The sequence below is a fragment of the Paenibacillus sp. FSL R10-2778 genome, from assembly GCF_038593035.1.
Lineage (GTDB): Bacteria > Bacillota > Bacilli > Paenibacillales > Paenibacillaceae > Paenibacillus_AQ > Paenibacillus_AQ odorifer.
In genome coordinates this window covers 5,958,773-5,976,644 of record NZ_CP151956.1, presented here as the reverse complement: position 1 = coordinate 5,976,644, position 17,872 = coordinate 5,958,773, and the positions used below count along the sequence as shown (strand labels likewise).

Sequence of the window (17,872 nt, the reverse complement as noted above, 5' to 3'; positions counted from 1 at the left end):
TTTTAATTCTCTTTATTATAGTGTTCTGCTATGATGATGAAAAATATATTATTATATATAAAATACATAACTCTAAGGTTATAGAAGAGGGTGGTTTCGTTGGATTTACTTTCGCTTCGGTACTTTCAAACGGTTGCAAAGCTTGAGAATATGACCCTGGCAGCCGAAATACTCCAAATCTCACAGCCTGCTATTAGTAAAATGATCAAAAATCTTGAGGGCGAATTAAACGTCAAATTGTTTGATCGCACAGGAAAATACATTCGATTAAATGAATATGGAAAGCGGTTTCTTGTGAAAGTTGATTTAGCCCTACAAACGTTAGAGGAGGGGAAAACAGAGCTATTGGACTTGTCTGAGCGACCCACAGGAACTGTAGTGATTTTTATCCAAGCGGGTTCCTATTTGCTTCCGGATATGATCACATTATTTCGTCAGAAGTACCCGGAAGCTCAATTCAAGCTATTGCAGCAGGATCAGGAGATCTCACGTTATCCGGCTTTTGATTTGTGTATTTCTTCTACTCCGCTCAAGATTCCAGGAACAGTGTCCACACCGGTATTAACGGAAGAAATCCTGCTGGCGGTTCCTAATGAGCACAGGCTCGCAACCCGTAAAAGTGTACGTCTGAATGAACTCGCGGAAGACGGTTTTATTAGTTTGAAAATAGGCAAGCTGCTGCGCGAAACGACGGATTCTCTCTGTCACGCCGCCGGATTTGCTCCGCGTATCATTTATGAATGCGATGAGCCTTCGATGGTACGCAGTCTAGTCCGTTCGGGACTAGGGGTTCTTTTATCCCCGCTGTAACTTGGGGGGGTTCTCAAGGATCCTCTGTTGTGCTTCTTCCCATTGAAGAACCCATAAGTACCCGCACCATTGAAATCTCATGGTATACCAACCGGTACATGACTAATGTCGCTAAAAAGTTCAAGGCCTTTGTTGAGGATTATTACAAGCAGTTAAAAGAAGACAATTTAAAAAAAGAGCCAATAAACCCTAAGGCTTAATTGACTCATTGTCAGCAACGCTAATCATTTAATCCCTTACCCTCAAGGATTTGCGGGATGAATTTTTCAATTCGGGATACGCGGGTTTTGGATTGTTTCGCTTGAGAAAAATGATAAATATATGCGTTTTGCCGTCCAGGCGTTAAGGCTTCAAAAGCAGTTTTCAAGCCAGGAAGTTCAGCGAATTTGGTCTGAAGCTCTTCAGGAATGAGGTAATCCTCTTTCTTTTTTAATTCGACTTCCAAACCCGCTTTTTCAACTTCTATGGCATTTTGAATGTAGGCTTTCAGAACAGCTTCCATTTCAACGATTTGTTGCACATTCGTAAACCGAATTTGGCGCGCTGCCTGCACATTTTCTGTTTGTTGAATTAGAATCCCATTGGGATCCTGTAACAAGGCACCTTTGTGAAAGAGAAGCGCACAATATTCTTTAAATCCATGAATTAATACTATGTTTTTATCATCAAATGTGTAACATGGATGCATCCACTTATAATCTTCGGTCAGCCCGCAATCAAGCACGATCGTTCTCAACTGCTCATATTCTTCCCGCCATTGTTTCGCTTTACTTAAGAATTTATCAACCCTAGGATTCAATACATTATTTGTCATAAAAAACACCTATCTTCATCAAAATTTTCAATACAATTTTACTGTTTTTTTATGGAATGTACAGTCGGAATCTTCTGAGAATGGGCAACCTATGTTGTCTCCCGTTCGATCAGTTGGAACGATAGGGGCTGCAGCTCCATATCCAGTCCAAGCAGGGTTGGAGCCAGCAGAAGAAAGGCGTTCTCCGCCTGTCCCGCAATCGGATTCCGAACAGTGGTAATTCCGAGTGTCTGTGACAGCTCCGAATTATCAAAACCAATGATGGCTAGATCACCGGGCACATCCAGCTGCTGTCTACGTGCTTCGCTCAGAACGCCCACCGCCACCAAATCATTGGAGCACAGAATGGCATCCGGCTGATCGGGTTGTCCAATTAGGGTTCGCACCAATTGCTCTCCGTCACGGATTCCATAAATCGTGGAGTAATACCATTTCTCAACGATGGGAAGATTATATTTGGTCATGATTTGCTCATAAGCTAGTCGTCTACTCTGGGTATTTATGCTGCTTGGGCGGCCAAAAGCATTAGCGATACGCGTATAACCCCGCTCTATCAAATGCTCTAGAGCGAGTGCATATCCATCATATTGGTTCATGGCAACTGACGGTATTTCAGGATGGTCCATGCGTTGCCAAGACACAATCGGGCCGTATTTGCAGTAGGAAGTTATGACATTTTTATCGTTAACAGCGGTCAGAATAAGCAGGGCGTCGACTCTTTTTTGTTTGAGATCCTCGAAGGCCTGAAGTTCCTTTTGCTTATCTCCACCGGTGGTATAAATAATCGTCTGGTACCCGTAACGGCCGGAAATTTCGACGAAGCTGTTCATGAAGCACAAAATAAGCTCGTTGAGGTCTAAGGTAATCATGCCGATTTGCTGGGTTTGGCCTTTGGATAAAGATATGGCATTCCGATTGGGAACATAGTCCGTCTCTTTCATAATGGCGAGAATTTTCTCCCTAGTTTCCTTGCTGACATGGGGAGAATCGTTCAGGACTCGGGATACCGTAGCTTTGGAAAAGCCCGACAGCTTAGCAATTTCGTCAAGTGTGGACATCGGCTTATCTCCTTTGCAAGATTAATCCTTGACATGTAACGCGTTCCAAGGTTTAGGATTCGGATTAGAGCAGTAAACCTATACTATCACAATAGCAAAGGCGGGAAGAAATATGAACTTACAATTTCCAGAAGGATTCCTATGGGGTGGGGCTGTAGCCGCTAACCAGCTTGAAGGGGCATATCAGGATGATGGCAAAGGCTGGTCTACCCAAGATGTCATGCCGCATGGCATTAAGTCTGCGCCTACAGAAGTTCCTACCGACGATAACATGAAGTTGATTGGTATCGATTTCTATCACCGATATAAAGAAGATATTAAGCTGTTTGCGGAAATGGGCTTTAAAGTATTCCGGACGTCTATTGCCTGGTCCCGGATTTTCCCGAAAGGGGACGAGCTGGAGCCGAATGAACAGGGCTTGCAGTTCTACGACGACCTGTTCGACGAGTGTCATAAATACGGCATCGAACCGCTAGTTACGATCTCCCATTATGAGACCCCGCTGCATTTGGCACGAGAGTATGATGGATGGGTTAACCGTAAGATGGTGGAATTTTACGAGCGTTATGTGAGAACGATCTTTAATCGTTACAAGAACAAGGTCAAATACTGGCTGACCTTTAATGAGATCAATTCTATCCTAGAGTTCCCATTTATGAGTGGCGGAATCAATACTCCATTGGAAAAATTGAGTAAGCAGGATCTGTATCAGGCCATTCACCATGAGTTCATTGCAAGTGCTTTGGCGGTAAAAATCGGTCATGAGATCAATCCTGATTTCAAAATAGGCTGCATGGTGCTGAGCATGCCAATTTATCCGCTCACTCCGCATCCGGACGACTTGATCAAGGCGATGCAAAGTGATCACAAAAATATGTTTTTTGCGGATGTTCATAGCAGAGGTTATTATCCAGGCTATATGAAACGGTTCTTTAAGGAAAATGGAATTCACATTCATTTCGAGCCAGGGGACGAGGAAATTCTGAAGCATACCGTGGATTTCATATCGTTCAGTTACTATATGAGCACATGTGAAACGGCTGATCCGGAGAAACAGATCAGAGGAGAAGGAAACCTGCTGGGCGGGGTACCGAATCCGTATCTGGAAGCGAGCGAATGGGGTTGGCAGATCGATCCGCAGGGCTTGCGTTATGTGATGAATATGTTCTATGACCGATACCAAAAACCGCTGTTTATCGTGGAAAATGGCCTTGGCGCCGTCGATCAGCTGGTTGTAGACGGGAACGGTGAGAAGATCGTAAACGACGATTACCGGATCAATTATTTGCAAGATCATTTGGTTCAAGTAGCGGAAGCTATTGCTGATGGCGTGGAAGTTATGGGATACACAAGCTGGGGCTGCATCGACTTGGTTAGCGCAACAAGCGCCGAGCTGAAGAAACGTTATGGTTTCATTTATGTAGATCGTCATGATGATGGTTCAGGTACACTGGAGAGATACCGTAAGAAGTCCTTCCACTGGTACAAAGAAGTAATTGAATCCAACGGACAAAGCCTGTTCTAAAAAAAAGTCCTGATAATCAAGATATTCTTGATCTATCAGGGCTTTTTTTGTTATCCAATATTATACAGACCGTGGTTTATTGTTGACATCATTAATTGAACATGTTAATTTGTAAATAATAAATTAATCGGATATCAGGATTGCTACTGCATAGCAGGCAAAACCTAAGTTTCATTTATGATTACGGGGATAATCTCTCTCGTACATAGATGTGATTTAGGTTTTTTTGTGTTCCCTGATAACCGTGATTAATTGATCTGTTACAAAGGGGTGTATAAAAATGAGTTATGAACAGCTAAGTAAAGACATTATTCAATCTGTCGGTGGGGAGAAAAATATTAACAATGTGATTCATTGTGCCACGCGACTAAGATTCACACTTAACGATGAGCAAAAAGCTGATAAAGAAAATTTGGAAAAAATGAAAGGGATTATTGGGGTAGTTAGCAAAGGGGGACAGTTTCAAGTTATAGTGGGTACCCATGTTGCTGATGTGTATAAAGAAATTGCCAAATCCATATCCCCTAACAGTGACTCTGGCGAGAACAAGGTAAAGAAACCTATAGGGACTCTGATTTTTGATGTTATTTCTAGAAGCTTTTCGCCTCTGATTGGTGCTTTAGCAGGTGCGGGTATGTTGAAAGCGCTATTAACCGTACTTGCTTCGTTACATGTTCTAAGTGCGGATAGTGAAACTTACAAAGTATTAGCCGGCGCTAGTAATGCTGTGTTTTATTTTCTACCCATTTTCTTAGGAATTACGTTATCGATTAGGCTGGGTGTTAATGCTTATGTGGGTGGTAGTATCGGTGCGGCTTTACTTGAACCTAATATTACGGGATTAGCAAGTGTTGAATCTCCACATTTTTTAGGTATTCCTTTAGTAATTTCGGACTATTCATCAAGCGTGTTTCCGATTTTTATCGCCATCTGTATATACGCTTTATTGGATAAGCAGCTAAGAAAGTTTATACACAAGGATTTGCAGATGTTCTTGGTCCCTATGCTATGTTTGATTGTCATTGTTCCGTTAACTATTTTGGCTTTCGGACCGTTTGGCGTGAATGTAGGGAATTTAATTGGAGACGCTATTTTGTTCCTCAGTACGAAAAGCGGTATTGTTACAGGGGCAATTGTGGGAATAGCTTGGACGTATTTGACTGTACTCGGATTGCACTGGGGACTTGTGCCAATTATTCTTGAGAACATTGCTAAGGGTGGAGATCCAATATATGCAATGGCCGGCATGGCCATCTTCGCGCAGCTGGGTGTAGCGTTGGGTATCTTCCTGAAAACAAAGGACAAACAGTTGAAAACATTGGCCGGCAGTACATTTATACCAGGCGCGCTTTCCGGTGTAACAGAACCTATTATTTACGGTTTGCTGACTCGTTACAAACGGACTTTCATTTATGTAACCATTGCCGGCGGTGTAGGTGGAGCACTTAGTGGTCTTTTCAAAGTGAAGATGGAAGTCTTCGCATTTGTGAGCGTATTAAGTCTTCCCGCATTCTCTCCGCTGGTCGTTCAAGCGATTATAGCAGGTGTGACCATTGTATTGGCTATGGTAATTACCATGGTATTTGGTTATGAAGATAAAAAGAAAGTGAATATTGTAGAAGAAAAAACGAATACTGAAAAAAGCGGGGTTATCCTCCCTCACGCCGTTAAAAGTTCAACCGTTGTAAGCCCTTTGGCTGGTAACGTAATCCCGTTAACCTCAGTAGATGATGCTGCCTTTGCTTCTGAAGCAATGGGCAAGGGGATTGCAATTGAACCCACAGAAGGTAAGCTTTATTCACCGGTAAGTGGAGTTGTATCCACTATTTTCAGAACAGGTCATTGTATTGCGGTAGTATCGGATGAGGGTGTTGAGGTCTTGATTCATATCGGTATAGAAACCGTGAAGCTAAAAGGTAAATACTTTGATGTGAAGGTGCAAGAAGGAGCAACCGTTAAACAGGGTGATCTATTGATTGAGTTTGATTTTGAACAAATAAAAAATGAAGGTTATCAATGCACAACACCGATAATTATTACCAATACGGCTAATTATAGTGATGTGATTGGTACCAATAAAACAGTTATTACACCGGGTGAAGATTTGCTGACTGTTGTAGTGTGATCTATTGAAGAGTCATAAGGTATGAATGGAATCGATCTCTTAGTACTGCTACTTAGAGATCGATTTTTTATTATAGAATACTATAAAAAAGTGCTAGCTTCGTAAAATGAAAAGGTAAGGAGCTGTAATATGCGGATCGAAAAAGTGTTAAACAACAATGTTGTTACTGTCATAGATGACCAAAATTTTGAACTAGTAGTTATGGGAAGAGGACTGGCCTTTAAGAAAAAACGTGGAGACTTTTTAGAAGAAGATAAAATTGAAAAGATATTCACTTTAAGTAATCAAAAACTTTCAGATAAGCTAAAAACGCTGCTTTCCGAGATTCCAATCGAGCACATGGAGCTCTCAGAAGAGATTATTAACTTCGCCAAACTGCAGCTCGGTAAAATGCTGGATGACAGTATTTATGTTAGTCTGACAGATCATATCAGTTTTGCGCTGGAGAGATTCTCAAAAGGGATGAAGATTAAAAACGCCATGCTTTGGGAAATCAAAAGATTCTATAAAGAAGAATATGAGGTTGGGAAAGCTGCGCTTCAAATTATACATTCCAAGCTCGGAGTCAGACTTCCCGAAGATGAGGCCGGACATATTGCGCTCCATCTGGTGAATGCAGAACTAAATGAAGAGATGCCTAACATGGTGAATATCACCAAGATCATGAACGACATCCTAAATATCGTGAAGCGCCATTTCAGGCTAGAGTACGACGAGGAGTCCCTTGCTTATTACCGTTTTATCACTCATTTGAAATTTTTTGCACAACGTCTCATCAACGGTACTCCACCTCCTGATAATGAGAATGGCTTATTTATTTTGGTAAAGCAGCAGTATAAGGAAGCTTTCGCAAGCGTTGAGAAAATTAAAATCTATATTGATAAAACATATAATCGGGAGTTAACAAATGATGAAATGCTGTATCTGACCATACACATTGAAAGAATTACAAACCAGATCATGGAGTAGAGACGGTTAAGCATTAAATTTTAACTTTGACTTTCAGGAGAATCGCGTATAAGATTACTAATATGTTTTCTATGATAATCATTATCAATAGATTGATAACTGTTATCATAGAATAAACTTCGAACGTTGAATCCAGGGGGATAAAGTAAATGCACAAAAAGTTAATTAGTTTATTTATGGTTGTTGCTATTATATTGGTCGTATCAGGCTGTGGTACTAACCAAAAGAACAATTCAACATCGAACGCGGGAGCAACTGATAAACCAGCTGCTGAAAACGCGGGCAGTGAATCTACAAGCGGTCCTATTGTTTTAAAGGATTCTAAAGGTGAGATTACGCTGGACAAACCTGCGCAAAGAGTTGTGGTATTGGAATGGACCTTTACGGAGGATGTTATTGCACTGGGAGTGCAGCCAGTAGGTAACGCAGATAACGAAAACTATAAGCTGTATGTGACTTCTGAAGCACCGCTTGATGCAAACGTGACTGATGTTGGTTCCCGTGACGAGCCAGATCTGGAGACAATTGCTTCATTAAAGCCTGATCTGATTATTGCCAATACGGGTGGGCATGAAGGAATCTATGATCAACTTAAAAGTATCGCTCCAACATTGATTTTCGGCTTGTATCCGAATGAAGGAGAAGGTAATCAGTACACACTGATGGAAGATACTTTCAAAACAATTGCAGCGGCAGTAGGTAAAACAGCAGAAGCCGATAAGGTTCTTGATGATTTGGATGCACATTATGCAGATGCAAAGGCAAAGCTGGCTGATGCAGGCAAAGAAGGCTTGAACTATGTACTGACACAAGCATACAGCTACCAGAATGCAGCAACGATGCGTCTTTTTACAGATAATTCACTTGCGGTACAAACTTTGGATCGGATCGGTCTGAAAAACGACTGGAAACCTGAAAATTTCGAAGTTTACGGATTCAGCACCTCTACAGTTGAAGCATTGCCTGCGGTTCAGGATACAAATCTGATCTATATCGTCCAAGAGGATGATAATATTTTCACGAAAGAACTGAAGGATAATTCCGTTTGGAATGGCCTTAACTTTGTGAAAGAGAATCGCACCTTCGGATTGAGCAGTACTACTTGGGTGTTCGGCGGTCCGATCTCCTCCAAAGTTATCGTGGATGAAGTTGTAAATACATTAACGAAATGAGTGCGGTTATGAACGAAAAGAGTAGCAAAGAAGCCTCTATCGGCATGAACTGGCGGATCATTGGAATATTTGGGGGCGGCTTTGCCGTCCTCTTCATTCTGTTCGTTTTAAGTTTAGGCTTTGGGGAAGCCAAGATCCCTGCAGCTACTGTAATAGATGGCTTGCTGAATCGCCAAGATATAATGGAACATAATCTGCTCTGGGATATCCGCATGCCACGTACAGTTATTGGTCTGCTGGCCGGGGCTGCTCTGGCTGTGGCTGGGGCATTATTGCAAACTATAACGAAGAACCCGCTTGCTTCCTCAGATACACTTGGGATTAATGCCGGGGCCTACTTTATGGTCGTTCTTGGTATGGTAGCTTTTCCTGCTTTGCAGCATGAGTTTCCATTTTTGCTCGCAGTTGCAGGGGGACTACTTGCTGCTTTAGCCGCTTATTTATTGAGTGGAGGCAAGGCGGCCACACCTGTTCGGCTGGCTTTGTCAGGTATGATCGTCTCCATGGTGCTCGGAGCGTTTACATCGGCCATACATATTTTTAAAAGAACAGAAACTCAAAATCTGTTTTTATGGGGTTCAGGTTCCCTAATCCAGTTGGATTGGGACGGTGTTATATATGCCTGGCCTTTTGTCGTAGTGCTGCTATTGGCAGCGATATTTGCCGGCAGACAATTTGATGCGCTAGAACTCGATGAGTCAACCGCCCGTTCTCTTGGACAGCGAGTAGGGTTAATTCGGGCGACGGGTCTTGGCCTATCGGTATTAATGGCCGCGGTTGTAGTCAGTGTGGTCGGACCGATTGGCTTCGTCGGCTTAGTGGCTCCTCATCTTGTCCGGCTTAGTGGGATTCGCAAGCATCGCCTGCTCATTCCTGCAAGCGCGTTGTGGGGAGCACTGCTCATCACGGCAGCGGATACGCTTGCGCGTGTAGTGCGAAGCAGTGTGGGTGAAATGCCTGTTGGTGCAGTTATGGCGATTATTGGAGCACCATGGCTCATTTGGCTGGTACTCACCAAGATGAAAAATATATCGGGCTCAGGTTCTGCCCAATCATCGATGAGCATCGGTGGAGCGGGGCTGCGTCTGCGCTTTGTGCCGACGGCTATATTTATGGCCGTGCTGCTCATTGTTATTATCCTTGTAAGCTTATCGTTTGGGGGAACAAAAATACCGATCAGCGAATTGCTAAGCAGTCTGTTCCATAGGGGGGATCAATCCTATTCCGTCCTGCTGAATTTACGGCTTCCCCGTACACTCGTAGCTGCTGCAGGAGGGATCGCACTTGCAATCAGTGGTGTACTGATTCAGAGTGCTGTTCGAAATCCACTGGCAGATGCTTCTATTATTGGTGTGACCTCAGGGGCTGGCTTTGGTGCTTTGGCCGTAATGATCGTTTGGCCAGCATTGACGGTATTTGCCGTTCCGCTTGCCGCAATCGTGGGTGGGGCACTGGCTGCAGCTTTTGTCTTTTTTATGGCTTGGCGCAGGTCCTTGAATCCATCGGTTCTGATCTTGCTTGGAATCGCAGTCTCTGCCATTGCCTCTGCCGGAATCCAGGTCATGATCGTTAAAGGAAGTTTATGGAGCAGTAGCTCCTTAATTTGGTTAACGGGTTCGACTTATGGACGAAGCTGGAATCAATTTTACATCCTATTTGTATTCCTGCTTGTACTTGTACCGATTGCATACTATTTGGGCCGAAAATGCGATTTGTTGGCATTTGGTGACGAGAGTTCAACAGGATTGGGCTTGCCGGTTCGAGGAACGCGGCTCTGGGCTATGATTATCGGCGTTTTGCTTGCAGCGGGAGCTGTTGCAAGTGTGGGAACGATTGGCTTTCTCGGGCTCATGGCGCCGCATGCGGTGCGGATGATGATTGGTCATCATACGAGACGATCGATTGTTTTGTCAGGATTACTTGGCGGCTTGATGCTCGTGATTGCCGATACGCTCGGAAGAACCATAATGGCGCCAAAAGAAATTCCTTCAGGCCTTATTATTATGCTGATCGGGGCTCCGTATTTCTTGTTTTTAATGTACCGGTCACAGGTTAGAAAAGTGTAGCTTTTGTTATAAGAAAAAATCAGGGGGTGCCCCATCAGTGATATGCTCCCCATATAGTAGACAGGTGAAATAATAAAAACCTGTCGCTGTATGGGGAGCATTTTTATGGAACAAAAGAAGTTTACAGCACTGGAAAAGTTAATGATTCTCCAAGAAATTGAACGGGGCGACATTGGTTTGAAAACTGCGGCCCGGAAGTATGGAATATCCAAAAACTCATTAGTGAAGTGGCGGCAACGTTATCAATTGTATGGATACGAAGGGCTGGAAGTCCGAAGCTACAATCGTACATATTCTGCAGAACTTAAACTCCATGCCGTTAAGGACTATCTCGAGGGAGGATTGTCGCAAAACCAAATCATCTGCAAGTATAAGATTGCAAGTTCAACCCAACTTGCCAACTGGATTAGGAAGTATAATGGTCATAGCAACAGCTTAACAGCTCATTCAGGAGGAACTAAAGCTATGACCAAAGGACGCGTAACCACTTGGCAGGAACGGATAAATATCGTGCTGTACTGCCTTTCGAACAGAGAAGACTATGCGAAGACGGCAAGCCATTTTCACGTGTCTTACCAACAAGTATATAGCTGGGTAAAGAAGTACGAAGCTGGTGGTGAAGAGGCGTTACGAGACGGTAGAGGACGCACTAAAGCGCCTGAAGAACTTACGGAAGCAGATCGCCACAAACTCGCGATGCAAAAACTGGAATACGAGAATGCACGCCTGCGTGCGGAGAATGCTTTTCTAAAAAAGTTAGAGGAGCTCGAAAGGAGGAGACGTTAAGGACCATTCGCCAGGTGAACATTTACCTGGCCATTCAGGCCGTTCAGCAGGAACAATCTTGCTCCATTCGGCTTTTGTGTGACATCGCAGGGATTTCACGGTCAAGTTATTACAAATGGTTGAATCGCAAACCCAGTTCTCGAGAGGCTGACAACGAGAAACTGACAGAGGCTATGCTCCTCTTGTATGAGAAGGTGGAGCGAACCTTTGGGTATCGCCAATTGACCCTGCATTTGCGCAGACAAATGGATAAATCTATTAACGCAAAGCGAGTGTACCGGCTGATGAAATGCCAAGGCATCCAGTCAGTCATCCGCAGAAAGAGAAAGAAGTATGTAGGCTCCACGCCTCAGCAGGTTGCAGAGAATGTGCTGAACCGTAATTTTGAGGCTGAAGCTCCAAACCAAAAATGGGTAACGGATGTAACGGAATTCAAATACGGAAACGGCAAGAAGGCGTATTTAAGTGCAATAAAAGATCTGTATGACAAGTCGATTGTTGCTTACGTTCTGGGTCATTCCAATAATAATTCGCTAGTTTTTAACACACTGGAATTAGCTTTGAAGGCAGCACCGGAGAGCCGAACCTTACTCCATAGCGACCGTGGTTTTCAGTATACCTCTCTGCATTTTAAAAAGATGCTGGACGATGCAGAACTGAAGCAAAGCATGTCCCGAGTAGGCTGCTGCATTGACAATTCGCCGATGGAATCCTTCTGGGGAACATTGAAATGTGAGAAGTACTACTTACATTCCTACCAGACCTTTGAAGAACTCCAAACAGATATTGATACCTACATTCATTTTTACAATAACGAACGGTTACAGGCAAAACTAAACGGCCTCAGTCCCATTGAATTTAGGACTAAGGCCGCTTAAACTACTTTTATTTTTTTTGCTGTCTACTTGACGGGGTGCAGTTCATCAGCCGTAAAATGGCTGCTGGGCACCCCCTGATTAATTAGAGCTTGCTCTATCAAGAACTCCTCAAACATCGTTTCATCTGTTTAAAATTCCCCTCCCTTACGCTAACAGCTATCGGACACAGATGAACTTAAACGCAGCTTTATTTCACATTTGAAGTGACAACGGACCGCATAGTCGCTATTGGCATAAAAAGTACCCCAATTGGCCCTCTTCCTATGGAGTAACGTCGCTGGAGTCCGAAACCAAGCTCCAAAGGCTAAAAATCCGCATATAACGTCTTCTGAGTCCTTAAGCCTCAGCGAATAATGACAAATTTTTGGTGCAGGCCACCAACGCCCATAAACAAAAAGCAGCGATTCTCCCATACTGGGGATCGCTGCTTTTTTAATTGGATATTATCGATTCGTGAACAATTATTTAACTATTATTCTTAATTTTGTATATTTTCGTTTGCTAGTTTATACTTGTATCTTATGTTGTAGAATTTTGGAAATAAGGAGTGGGATTATGTGAGACTCTTCGACAGAAAAGGTATACAAGATGGCAGCAAAGCTATTAACAACTCTGGTGAATTAAGAATCAATATTTTTTTCTTTAGCACTTTTATTATTTTTTGTGTAATTATCCTACGCCTTGCGGTCTTGCAATTTGTCGAAGGACCTACGTTATCTGAAGCTGAGGCTAATCGGGATACGAAAATAGTGGCATTATCGGCATTGAGAGGGAATATCCTCGCTGCTGATGGTGAGAAATTGGCATACTCAACGCCCGTTCAATCTTTGTACCTTACTTTGGATAAGGAATATACCGCAACAAAAACAGATAAAACTACGAAAAAAGTTACCTTAACTGCTGAGGCAAATAATAAATCAAAGGTACTCGCCACCAAGTTAGCAGAAGCCTTCGAAACTTATGGTGATCCTAATGAGAAAAAACTAACCACAGAAGAGATCCTTGAGTCTATGGATTTATATTCAAAAAAACTCTCTGGTTATGTAGCGCGAAGAATTAAATCAGGTTTAACTAAGAAAGAAATCGCTTATTTTTTAGAACACAAAAACGAATATCCAAACCTTGAAGTGATAGAGGAAAGCAGCAGGCATTATGATACCGATACGGTGGCTGTACAAGCTGTTGGCTACGTGAAATTTTTCAAATCCTCTACTAGTTTAGATCTTTATAAGGATGTACTTCAGGCGATGAAAAATAATCAGCACCCTGGACTTAACTATAAAGAGGATGAGCTAGTAGGCTTTGATGGCTTGGAGCTGCAATACCAGAAGGAGCTTCGGGGACAGAATGGTTATAAGGAAGTTTCCGTAGATCCGCAGAATATGGCGGAAAAAATTGTCAGTATTGAACCCCCGGTCAAAGGAAGTACTATCTGGACTACCCTTAATAAAAAAATTCAGCTGAAGACCGAAGAAGCCATTAAAGATCAGATTCAGTGGTTGCACTCACACACCGTTCAGGGAGAAACACATCCGGATGCTTTAACAGGTTACGCTGTGGCCATGGAAGTGGATACAGGTAATATTATTGCAATGGCAAGTATGCCTGACTATGATACCAACAGCTGGGCTACGGGTTCGATCTCTCCAGAGGTGTATAAAAAAATTGAAAAGCATTACCAAAATGGAACGATAACTCCATACTCATCAGGAAGATCAGGGCATAATTTTGAATCTACCGTGCTGCTCGGTTCGACCATAAAACCATTGAGTGTGTTAATTGGCTTAAAGGAGGGCTTTATAAGTACTTCTTCTACCTATCAAGATAAAGGGATCACCTCATTTGGTAGAGAAGGACATGAGACTAATGTAAGGAACTCATCCAATCATGTATACGGCTCTTTGTATCCTCATACAGCAATTGAAAAATCTTCAAACGTATATATGGTTGATATGATCGGGAAAAAATTGTACGACAAATACAAGTCTAAGGGTATTGATAAATGGGACACCTATATGAAAGAATTCGGTTTGGGTGTTCCAACAGGAATAGGCTTACCAAGGGAATACTTGGGTGATTTGAATTATAAAGCTGAAGCTAAAGCGGGTTCAGTGCAGTCTGCACTTGTGTATGCTTCTTTTGGGCAGCAGGGGCGTTATACCGTTCTTCAGTTGGCGCAATATGCGGCTACACTAGCCAATGAAGGGCAACGAATCAAACCACAGCTAGTAAGCAAGATCACGGACTCCAAAGGTAAGGTTATCAAAAAATTCAAACGGGAAGTGCTTGATGAAGTGACTACTTTCGATAAATCCTATTGGCGGGAAATAAAGAAAGGGATGAACAGTGACGTTAAAGGTGCCTTCGGTGACTTCCCTTATGATTTTGCACGTAAAACAGGGACTTCACAACAGACGGATAGTAAAAACATAAACCGTGATAACGGAGTATTTATAGCTTTTGCACCACGCGAAAATCCAAAACTGGCTGTAGCTGTAGTTATTCCTGAAGGCGGATTTGGATCTAGCAGTGCAGCACCTGTAGCGAGAAAAATTTTTGATGCTTATGATTGGGAGTACGGATTGGATGGAATTCCGAAGAAAAATGTGGATAAAAGCATCAGCGAATGACCCAAAGGAGAGCGCAAACCGCGCTTTCTTTTTCTTTTTACAGAGCGGTTTGTGGCGGATCGAAGGAACGGGTTCCAGATTAAAATATTGTAACCATAAAGCGTGAAACTTTTATCCTAGTAGGAGCGTCAAAAGGTTAGGAAAAAAATGTATTCGTCATTCCAGGAGGGTGAATCTGTGAAGAAGTTATGGATTTCTATTTTAGTGGGCTTATTAGTTTTGCCAATGATGTTTCAATCTTCAGTAAAAGCTGCTACTGCGCCCATCAGTATTTTTATTGACGGAGTTCGATTGTCCACAGATCAAGCACCGGTGATGGTAAATGGACGGACGATGGTACCCTTACGGGCAATCTTTGAAGCCTTTAATGCCACTATCAAGTGGAATCAGAAAACACAAACTGTAACTGCAACTAAGGATGATACAACGATTATGTTAAAGATTGGCTCAAAGACAGCCACGATTAACAATAAAGCTGTAACTCTAGATGTGCCGGGTCAGAATTTGAAAGGGAGAACGATGGTTCCTACACGGTTTGTAAGTGAGGCATTGGGTCATGATGTGGGATGGAATCCGAGCACCAAAGTGGTGACCATAACAACTTCCGGCGGTAAAACTGGAACTGTAAATCCGGCATCGAATGTACAGTTAAAGGATGTAAGTGATAACGGTGACGGCCGTGATCTTCAGGTCAGCTTCACCCAATCTTCTAATGAAGCTCTTGTGGATCATTACCGGGTAATGATTGTAAAGGCTTGGAGCACTTTTAATATCTCATCTGCACAAAAGGTTACATCTGCCAATTATTCTACGGTTTTAGCTACAGGCACTAATCCTACGATTAGAATGACAGCAAATTCAAGGGATGTTCATGGTGATCTCATTAAAGGTAATCAAACCTATGTAGCTTATGTTTACGCAGTGGGTAAAGGCAATAATACCAGCGCTCTCTCGTATAGTTCTGCGACTATATCGCTTAACACTAACACTGTAGTCGTTGCCCCAAGTAATGTACAAGTAAGTGATGTGAGCGATTATAGTGATGGCCGTGATTTAGCCGTAAGCTTTAATAGGGTATCGGATGAATCTAAGGTGAGTTCTTATCGAATATTTGTGGTCAAAGCTTCTAATTATTCTTCTTTTAATTTGGCGGCAGCAAATGCTGTTAGCAGTTCAAATTACACGCAGGTTAACAAAACAGGCTCTAATATTACCCAAGTCCTATCATCAGGAGCGAGGGATGTGGATGGAGCCGTCATTAAGACGGGAGTTAGTTACCGTATCTTTGTTATGGGGGTAGATAGTAGCAGTAATACAGCCAACAATTTGTTGTCTGCTGCTTCATCTGCGATTATGCTGTCCTCGGTTAATATCTCTAATTTAAGTGTAAGCGACGTTAGTGACATTGGCGATGGCCGGGATATAAAAGTATCCTTTAACCACGCTACAGATGAAACGTATATCAGCCAATATCGAATCCTAGTTGTGCCTACAGCTTATTACAGTAACTTCAGTTTATCTGAAGCGAATAATGTCTCCAGCGCTTACTACACAGCGGTGAGCACAACAGGATCTAGCACCAGTCAAGTGTTAGCCTCGTCAGCAAGAGACGTACGTGGTAATTTGATTAAGAATGGAACACCTTACAGAGTGTATGTGTTAACGATTGGCAGCGGCAAGAATTTGGGAACCAATATTCTCTCAGCGGATTCAGCATTAATTACGTTGGCTCTTAACTACAATGTGAGTGCTGTCTACAATTTGGATGTAAGCGACGTAAATGACTATGATGATGGCCGGGATTTAAGAGTATCCTTTAACCACGCTACGGATGAAACCTATATTAGCCAGTATCGAATCATGGTTGTACCTACTTCCTATTACAGCAGCTTCAGTTTATCTGACGCCAATAATGTGTATAGTTCCAACTACACAGCAGTGAGCACAACAGGATCGAGCACCAATCAAGTGTTAACCTCGTCAACAAGGGACGTGCGGGGTAACCTGATAAAGAGTGGAATCAATTACAGAGTTTATGTGTTAACGGTCGGAAGCGGGAATTACTCGGGCAGCAATATTCTTTCTTCTGGTTCACCTTTAATTACGTTGAATGTAGATTACAAATTGGCTCCTATTTCGAGCTTGGATGTAAGGGACGTTAATGATTACGAAGACGGCCGGGATATAAAAGTATCCTTTAACCATGCCACGGATGAAACGTACATTAGCCAGTATCGAATCCTGATTGTACCTACTTCCTATTACAGTAGCTTTAGCTTAACACAGGCAAATGCTGTTTCTAGCTCCAATTACACAGCGGTAGGCATTTCTGGAAATAACACCAGTCAAGTCTTGGATTCTTCAGCCAGAGACGTAAACGGAAATTTAATAAAGAGTGGAATCAGTTACAGAGTGTATGTGTTAACGATTGGCAGCGGCAAGTACTCAGGTACTAATGTGTTGTCCTCAGAGTCGAATGCCATAACTTTATCCACTAAGCTGCCGGTAACCTCTGTCACTAATGTAACGTACAGTGTGGATGAGGGTAAAATACTAGTGAGTTTCAACCGTTCCTCTAACGAGTCTAACATTTCGGAATATCGAATTCTGGTGGTTCCGTCCAAACAAGGTTTTGGTTCAGCGGAAGCAATTGAGGTGAAATCCTCGTATTATACGTCGATAACGCCTAACGGAACGAATCCTACAATTGTTGCCTCGAGAAGAGATGTTAATGGTGCATTAATTGTTAAGGGTGTTAAATATAAAGTATATGTTCTTGCGGTAGCCAATAACAATGGCGTGCAAAGTGGTGGTCTTTCGTATTCAACGGAAGAGATTGAAATATAAGGATAGGGAATAAAATCATTATAATATAAGGCAAAAAACCTTTATTGAGCACTGGGCTTGATGAAGCGCTTTTTGCCTTGTTTTTTTGTTTTCTATTTTTTATAAAAATAGGGTTGCGATTATACACATTTAAAACATTTGGTTTAACCTATTGGAAGCGCTATAATTGAAAATAATTACATGCTTAAGGAG

The 17,872-nt window shown here is 42.5% G+C and carries 11 protein-coding genes; 9 read left to right on the top strand and 2 right to left on the bottom strand.

Annotated features, from left to right (window positions below; genetic code table 11):
• Positions 1-99: 99 nt before the first annotated feature.
• On the top strand, positions 100-810 hold the full coding sequence (locus NST40_RS26685) for a LysR family transcriptional regulator (RefSeq protein WP_342410156.1): 711 nt from the start codon (positions 100-102) through the stop codon (positions 808-810).
• A 220-nt stretch (positions 811-1,030) separates the two neighbouring features.
• Here the strand turns inward: NST40_RS26685 and NST40_RS26680 are convergent, their stop codons facing one another.
• Positions 1,031-1,624 carry a YdeI family protein gene (locus NST40_RS26680; protein WP_076098816.1) on the bottom strand — a complete coding sequence of 198 codons (594 nt, stop codon included), beginning with the start codon at positions 1,622-1,624 and terminating at the stop codon, positions 1,031-1,033.
• A gap of 89 nt (positions 1,625-1,713) precedes the next feature.
• The gene (locus tag NST40_RS26675) at positions 1,714-2,682 is read right to left on the bottom strand and encodes a LacI family DNA-binding transcriptional regulator (protein ID WP_341003837.1); all 969 of its coding nucleotides are present in this window, start codon (positions 2,680-2,682) and stop codon (positions 1,714-1,716) included.
• Between the two features lie 112 nt (positions 2,683-2,794).
• On the opposite strand from NST40_RS26675, the gene ascB reads away from it, so the two are divergent.
• From ascB to NST40_RS26635, 8 genes are all read left to right on the top strand, one after another.
• Positions 2,795-4,207 (top strand): 6-phospho-beta-glucosidase, encoded by a 1,413-nt coding sequence (gene ascB, locus NST40_RS26670; RefSeq protein WP_076220000.1) that lies wholly within the window; start codon positions 2,795-2,797, stop codon positions 4,205-4,207.
• Positions 4,208-4,487: 280 nt separating this feature from the next.
• Positions 4,488-6,332: a beta-glucoside-specific PTS transporter subunit IIABC gene (locus NST40_RS26665; RefSeq protein WP_076277176.1), complete on the top strand. Its 1,845-nt coding sequence runs from the start codon at positions 4,488-4,490 to the stop codon at positions 6,330-6,332.
• 129 nt (positions 6,333-6,461) lie between these two features.
• The gene (locus NST40_RS26660) at positions 6,462-7,301 is read left to right on the top strand and encodes a PRD domain-containing protein (protein WP_036685434.1); all 840 of its coding nucleotides are present in this window, start codon (positions 6,462-6,464) and stop codon (positions 7,299-7,301) included.
• Positions 7,302-7,450: 149 nt separating this feature from the next.
• Entirely contained in the window at positions 7,451-8,473 is a 1,023-nt protein-coding gene (locus NST40_RS26655; protein WP_342410155.1) for an iron-siderophore ABC transporter substrate-binding protein, read from the top strand.
• Between the two features lie 8 nt (positions 8,474-8,481).
• Complete coding sequence (locus NST40_RS26650; protein ID WP_342410154.1) at positions 8,482-10,539, top strand: iron ABC transporter permease; 2,058 nt, start codon at positions 8,482-8,484, stop codon at positions 10,537-10,539.
• A gap of 105 nt (positions 10,540-10,644) precedes the next feature.
• Positions 10,645-12,203, top strand: a protein-coding gene (locus NST40_RS26645) for an IS3 family transposase (protein ID WP_342410153.1) whose coding sequence is annotated in 2 segments (ribosomal slippage) — positions 10,645-11,278 and positions 11,278-12,203 — 1,560 coding nt in all. Because the reading frame shifts where the segments join, the coding sequence is not laid out codon by codon here.
• Positions 12,204-12,760: 557 nt separating this feature from the next.
• Positions 12,761-14,833, top strand: a complete 2,073-nt coding sequence (locus tag NST40_RS26640; RefSeq protein WP_342410152.1) for a penicillin-binding transpeptidase domain-containing protein — start codon at positions 12,761-12,763, stop codon at positions 14,831-14,833.
• Between the two features lie 177 nt (positions 14,834-15,010).
• Positions 15,011-17,680 carry a copper amine oxidase N-terminal domain-containing protein gene (locus tag NST40_RS26635; RefSeq protein WP_342410151.1) on the top strand — a complete coding sequence of 890 codons (2,670 nt, stop codon included), beginning with the start codon at positions 15,011-15,013 and terminating at the stop codon, positions 17,678-17,680.
• The last annotated feature ends 192 nt before the right edge of the window (positions 17,681-17,872 follow it).

Coding starts and splice junctions, on each gene's coding strand:
- NST40_RS26680 (WP_076098816.1), bottom strand. CDS start 1,624: ATGACAAATAATGTATTGAATCCTAGGGTTGATAAATTCTTAAGTAAA.
- ascB (WP_076220000.1), top strand. CDS start 2,795: ATGAACTTACAATTTCCAGAAGGATTCCTATGGGGTGGGGCTGTAGCC.
- NST40_RS26650 (WP_342410154.1), top strand. CDS start 8,482: ATGAACGAAAAGAGTAGCAAAGAAGCCTCTATCGGCATGAACTGGCGG.
- NST40_RS26675 (WP_341003837.1), bottom strand. CDS start 2,682: ATGTCCACACTTGACGAAATTGCTAAGCTGTCGGGCTTTTCCAAAGCT.
- NST40_RS26665 (WP_076277176.1), top strand. CDS start 4,488: ATGAGTTATGAACAGCTAAGTAAAGACATTATTCAATCTGTCGGTGGG.
- NST40_RS26660 (WP_036685434.1), top strand. CDS start 6,462: ATGCGGATCGAAAAAGTGTTAAACAACAATGTTGTTACTGTCATAGAT.
- NST40_RS26655 (WP_342410155.1), top strand. CDS start 7,451: ATGCACAAAAAGTTAATTAGTTTATTTATGGTTGTTGCTATTATATTG.